The sequence below is a fragment of the Micromonospora phytophila genome (assembly GCF_023656545.1).
Classification (GTDB): Bacteria; Actinomycetota; Actinomycetes; order Mycobacteriales; family Micromonosporaceae; genus Micromonospora; species Micromonospora phytophila.
Genome location: NZ_JAMOKF010000343.1, coordinates 1 through 5,448, shown reverse-complemented (window position 1 = coordinate 5,448; position 5,448 = coordinate 1). Strand labels below are relative to the sequence as shown.

5 protein-coding genes and 1 pseudogene are annotated in these 5,448 nt (G+C 74.8%); all 6 read left to right on the top strand.

The features are described from left to right. Positions 1-856, top strand: an 856-nt coding sequence (locus tag NCC78_RS26835; protein ID WP_250797957.1) for an FAD-dependent oxidoreductase, incomplete at its 5' end; no start/stop codon positions are given. Continuing rightward, positions 847-1,047, top strand: coding sequence for a sulfur carrier protein ThiS (gene thiS / locus NCC78_RS26830; protein ID WP_250797956.1), 201 nt, complete (start codon positions 847-849; stop codon positions 1,045-1,047). The genes NCC78_RS26835 and thiS, both read left to right, overlap by 10 nt. Further along, positions 1,044-1,823 carry a thiazole synthase gene (locus NCC78_RS26825; RefSeq protein WP_250797954.1) on the top strand — a complete coding sequence of 260 codons (780 nt, stop codon included), beginning with the start codon at positions 1,044-1,046 and terminating at the stop codon, positions 1,821-1,823. The genes thiS and NCC78_RS26825 overlap by 4 nt, the downstream gene beginning before the upstream one ends. 146 nt (positions 1,824-1,969) lie before the next feature. Continuing rightward, positions 1,970-2,542, top strand: a pseudogene (locus tag NCC78_RS26820) (thiamine phosphate synthase); the annotation flags it as partial. A gap of 446 nt (positions 2,543-2,988) precedes the next feature. After that, the gene (thiD, locus tag NCC78_RS26815) at positions 2,989-3,777 is read left to right on the top strand and encodes a bifunctional hydroxymethylpyrimidine kinase/phosphomethylpyrimidine kinase (protein WP_250797952.1); all 789 of its coding nucleotides are present in this window, start codon (positions 2,989-2,991) and stop codon (positions 3,775-3,777) included. A gap of 17 nt (positions 3,778-3,794) precedes the next feature. Then, positions 3,795-5,387, top strand: a complete 1,593-nt coding sequence (gene thiC, locus NCC78_RS26810; protein WP_250797950.1) for a phosphomethylpyrimidine synthase ThiC — start codon at positions 3,795-3,797, stop codon at positions 5,385-5,387. Positions 5,388-5,448 lie beyond the last annotated feature (61 nt).

Here is a 5,448-nt window from a genome sequence, read left to right as displayed (position 1 = left end):
CCGGCTGGTGCCGGCGCTGCGGACCGCCGCCGAGCGGGCCGGCGCGACCGTGCTGCCCACTACCGTGCGGCGACTGTCCGACGTGGACGCGCGGGTCACGGTGGTGGCCGCCGGCTGCGGCGCGGCGGCCCTCACCGGGCTGCCGGTCCGCCCGGTCAAGGGGCAGGTGATCCGCCTCCGCGCGCCCGGTGGCCTGGCGCCGGGCTTCCGGCACGTGATCCGGGGGTACGCCGACGGCGAGCACGTCTACCTCGTCCCGCGGGACAGCGGTGAGGTGGTCCTCGGCGCGACCGTCGAGGAGCGCGCCGACACCCAGGTCTCCGCCGGGGCGGTGCTGCGCCTGCTCCGCGCCGCCGTCGACCTGCTCCCCGAGCTGGCCGAGTACGACCTGGTCGAGACGGTCGCCGGCCTGCGTCCCGGCACACCCGACAACGCCCCGATCCTGGGACCGCTGCCCGGCCGGCCCGGCGTGCTCGCGGCGACCGGGCACCACCGGCACGGCATCGTGCTCACCCCGGTCACCGCCGACCTGATCGCCGACCTGGTCACCACCGGCACGGCGGACCCGCTGCTCGCCCCCTTCACCCCCGACCGGTTCGCACCGCCCGCCGGTCGCACCGGATCCGCCGGAGCCGGCGGATGGGCGACCGACGCGTCCGGCACCGACCGGCCCGAGAACCCTGCCGGCACCGACCGGCCCGGGAACGCTGCCGGCACCGACCGGTCCGGGAACGCTGCCGGCGCCGCCCGATCCGGGAACCCTGCCGGCGCCGGCCGGCCCGGGAACCCTGCCGTCGGCGGCCGTCCGGGCCCCGACAGAGCCGCATCCGTGGAGGAGGAGCACACGTGGAACTGACGGTGAACGGCGGCGGGCGCAGCCTGCCCGGCGGCTCGACCGTGGCGGACCTGGTCCGCGCGGTCACCGACCAGCAGCGCGGCCTCGCGGTCGCGGTCAACGGTGAGGTCGTGCCGCGTACCGGCTGGCCGGTGACCGTGCTGCGCGACGGCGACCGGGTCGAGGTGCTCAGCGCCGCCCAGGGCGGGTGACCGCGGTGACCTTCGACCTGGGCGGCGAGAGCTTCACCTCCCGGCTGATCCTCGGCACCGGCGGCGCGGCGAACCTGCACGTGCTGGAGCAGGCGATCCGCGCCTCCGGCACCGAGCTGGTCACGCTCGCCCTGCGCCGGGTGGACACCGCCCCCGGGACCGCCGGTGGGCTGCTGGACCTGCTCGACCGGTGCGGTGTGCGGCTGCTCCCCAACACCGCGGGCTGCCACACCGCCGGCGAGGCGGTCAAGGTGGCGCACCTGGCCCGGGAGGCCTTCGGGACCGACTGGGTGAAGCTGGAGGTGATCGGCGACGAGCGGACGCTGCTGCCCGACGGGGTGGAGCTGCTCCGCGCCGCCGAGGACCTCGTCGCGGACGGGTTCACCGTGCTGCCGTACACCTCCGACGACCCGATCCTGGCCCGGCGGCTGGCCGACGTGGGCTGCGCGGCGGTGATGCCGGCCGGCGCGCCGATCGGCTCGGGCCTCGGCGTGACCAACCCGCACCACATCCGGCTGATCCGGCAGGGTGTCGACGTGCCGGTGATCCTGGACGCCGGCATCGGCACCGCCTCCGACGCGACGCTCGCCATGGAACTCGGCTGCGACGCGGTCCTGCTGGCCAGCGCCGTCACCCGGGCCGCCGACCCGGTGGCGATGGCCACCGCGATGCGGTACGCGGTCGAGGCGGGCCGGCTCGCCCACGGCGCCGGCCGAATCGCCCGCCGCTTCCACGCACTGCCCTCCACCCCAGAAGAGGGAAGGCCCGACCTGTGACCGGCCACGCGCCCACGGCGGATCTTGGAACGGAACGGCCCCCGGAGGGGCCACTTCCCGCCAAGATCTCCGGCGGCGGCGGCGACGACGACGGCGGCGTGTCGAGCCGGGCCGCGGCGGTCGAGCAGTGCGACACCGGGTCACCGGTGCCGTCCGGGCTGGTGGTGCTCACCGACCGGTGGCAGGCGCGGGGGCCATTGGCCGACGTCATCGCGGCGGCGGTGGCCGGGGGAGTGCGTTGGGTGGTGCTGCGGGAGAAGGACCTCCCGCGCGCCGAGCGCGCCGCCCTCGCCGCCGAGCTGCGCCCGATCCTCGGCGAGGCCGGCGGCACCCTGATCGTCGCCGGCCCCGACCCCCTCGACGGCGACGCCGTCCATCTGCCGTCCGCCGGCCCCTACCCACCCGCGAGGCTCAACCTGGTCGGCCGCTCCTGCCACGGCGAGGCGGAGCTGGCCCGGCTCACCACCGAGGACTACGCCACCCTCTCACCCGTCTTCCCCACCAGGACCAAACCCGGCTACGGCCCACCCCTGCGACCGCAGGGCCTGGCGAGGTTGATCGAGCGAAGCCCCGTGCCGGTGCTGGCGCTCGGGGGAGTGGAGACCCCGGACCAGGTGATCGCCTGCGTCGAGGCGGGAGCCGTCGGAGTGGCGGTGCTCGGGGCGGTCATGCGAGCCGAGGACCCCGAACAGGCAGCCGCCACGCTGACGGCGCCCTTCCGGACCACCCGAAACCGCCACAGACCCACGCCGGCCTCCGAGGCGTCCCGCAGCCGCCACGACCCGGCAGAGATCCCCGAGGTCCCGCCCACCCGGCACGACCGCACGGAGATCCCCGAGGTCCCGCAAAGCCAGCACGACCGCGCGGAGGTCCCCGAGGTGCCGCATACCCGGCACGACCGCACGAAGACTCCCGAAGTGCCGCAAAGCCAACACGACCGCGCGGAGGTCCCCGAGGTGCCGCGCACCCGGCACGACCGCACGAAGGTCTCCGGTACGGGGCTGCGGCCGACCGTGCCCACGCAGGGATCAAGCCTGACCGCCCGGAGTGGGCACGGTCGGCCGCAGCCCCCCACGCCGAGCCCGCAGGGTCGGCCGCAGCCCCTCACGCCTACCCGGACGAGCCCGCAGGGTCGGCCGCAGCACCCACGAGCGGGAGACGGAACGTGACCCCGAAGACAGTGCTCACCATCGCCGGATCGGACTCCGGCGGCGGCGCCGGCATCCAGGCCGACCTCAAGGTCTTCGCAGCGCTCGGCGCGTACGGCACCAGCGTGCTCACCGCCGTCACCGCGCAGAGCACCAGGGGCGTCGACGCCGTCCTGCCGCTGCCGCCGCGCACGGTCACCGAGCAGTTGGACAGCGTGCTCAGCGACTTCACGGTCCGCGCCGTCAAGACCGGCATGCTCGGCACCCCGGCGGTCGCCGACGCGGTGGCCGAGGCGGCGAAGGACGGCCGACTGCCGCACCTCGTCGTCGACCCGGTGCTGGTCGCCACGAGCGGGCACCGGTTGGGCGTGGTCGCCGCCGTCGAGCGGCTGCTGCCGTACGCCCGGGTGGCGACGCCGAACTGCGCGGAGGCCGCGGCCGTCACCGGACGCCCGGTGACCACGGTCGAGGAGATGGTGGCCGCCGCAAAGGCCCTCGCCGCCGGCGGCCCGGAGCACGTGGTGGTCACCGGCGGTGACGTCGACACGGCGGGCGAGGCGGTCGACGTGCTGCACGGCGGCGGCGTCACCACCCTGCTGCGCGCGCCCCGGGTCGCCACCCGGCACAGCCACGGCACCGGCTGTTCGTTCTCGGCGGCGATCGCCGTCCGGCTGGCGCTGGGCGATCCGGTGCCGGTCGCGGTCGCCACCGCCAAGGAGTACGTCCTCCGCGCGCTGACCGGCGCGCGGGACTGGGAGCTGGGCGCGGGACGCGGCCCGCTGGACCACTTCGGCTGGTCCGCTTGATCACCAGGGAGGCTGTCATGCAGGCACGTCGCAAGGTCTACGTCGAGGGGGCCCGGCCCGACGTCCGGGTGCCCTTCGCCGAGGTGGAACTGACCGGCGACAACCCGCCGGTCCGGCTCTACGACACCTCGGGGCCGGGCTCGGAGCCCGAGGTGGGGCTGCCACCGCTGCGGGGGCCGTGGATCGCCGAGCGTGGGGACGTGGCCCCGGTGCGGGGCGCGGGCACCCCGCTCGCGGGCGCGGGCGGGAAGCGGCCGACCCAGCTCGCGTACGCCCGGGCCGGCGTGGTGACGCCGGAGATGGAGTTCGTGGCGATCCGGGAGGGCATGGCCCCGGAGTTCGTCCGGGACGAGATCGCGGCCGGGCGGGCGGTGCTGCCGCTCAACGTCAACCATCCGGAGTGCGAGCCGGCCATCATCGGCAAGGCGTTCCTGGTGAAGGTGAACGCCAACATCGGCACCTCGGCGGTCACCTCCTCGGTGGCCGAGGAGGTGGAGAAGCTGACCTGGGCGACGCGGTGGGGCGCGGACACGGTGATGGACCTGTCCACCGGCAAGCGAATCCACGAGACCCGCGAGGCGATCGTGCGGAACTCGCCGGTGCCGATCGGCACGGTGCCGATCTACCAGGCGTTGGAGAAGGTCGGCGGCGACCCGGTGAGGCTGAGCTGGGAGGTGTTCCGGGAGACCGTCGTCGAGCAGGCCGAGCAGGGCGTCGACTACATGACGGTGCACGCCGGAGTGCTGCTGCCGTACGTGCCGCTGGCCGTGGACCGGGTGACCGGGATCGTCTCCCGGGGCGGCTCGATCATGGCGGCCTGGTGCCTGGCGCACCACGAGGAGAACTTCCTCTACACCAACTTCCGGGAGCTGTGCGAGCTGCTGGCACGGTACGACGTGACGTTCTCCCTCGGCGACGGGCTGCGGCCCGGGTCGATCGCCGACGCCAACGACGAGGCGCAGTTCGCCGAGCTGCGCACCCTCGGCGAGCTGACGAGGATCGCCTGGGAGTACGACGTGCAGGTGATGATCGAGGGCCCGGGGCACGTGCCGATGCACAAGATCAAGGAGAACGTGGACCTCCAGCAGGAGTGGTGCCACGAGGCACCGTTCTACACCCTCGGCCCGCTGACCACCGACATCGCGCCCGCGTACGACCACATCACCTCGGCGATCGGCGCCGCGATGATCGGCATGTTCGGCACCGCGATGCTCTGCTACGTCACGCCGAAGGAGCACCTGGGGCTGCCGGACCGGGACGACGTGAAGGCCGGCGTGATCGCGTACAAGATCGCCGCGCACGCGGCCGACCTGGCCAAGGGGCACCCGGGCGCGCAGGCCTGGGACGACGCGCTGTCGAAGGCGCGGTTCGAGTTCCGCTGGTCCGACCAGTTCAACCTCTCGCTGGACCCGGAGACCGCGCGGTCGTACCACGACGCGACGCTGCCCGCCGAGCCGGCGAAGACCGCGCACTTCTGCTCGATGTGCGGGCCGAAGTTCTGCTCCATGAAGATCACCCAGGAGCTGAAGGAGTACGCCGCGCGGGGCATGCAGGACAAGTCGGAGGAGTTCCTCTCCTCGGGCGGTCGGGTCTACCTGCCGCTGGCCTGACGCCGCCCCGGCCGGCGTGCCCGGCCGCCGCCCGCGTGCCCGGGTCGCCGCCCGTGTGCCC

Coding starts and splice junctions, on each gene's coding strand:
- thiC (WP_250797950.1), top strand. CDS start 3,795: ATGCAGGCACGTCGCAAGGTCTACGTCGAGGGGGCCCGGCCCGACGTC.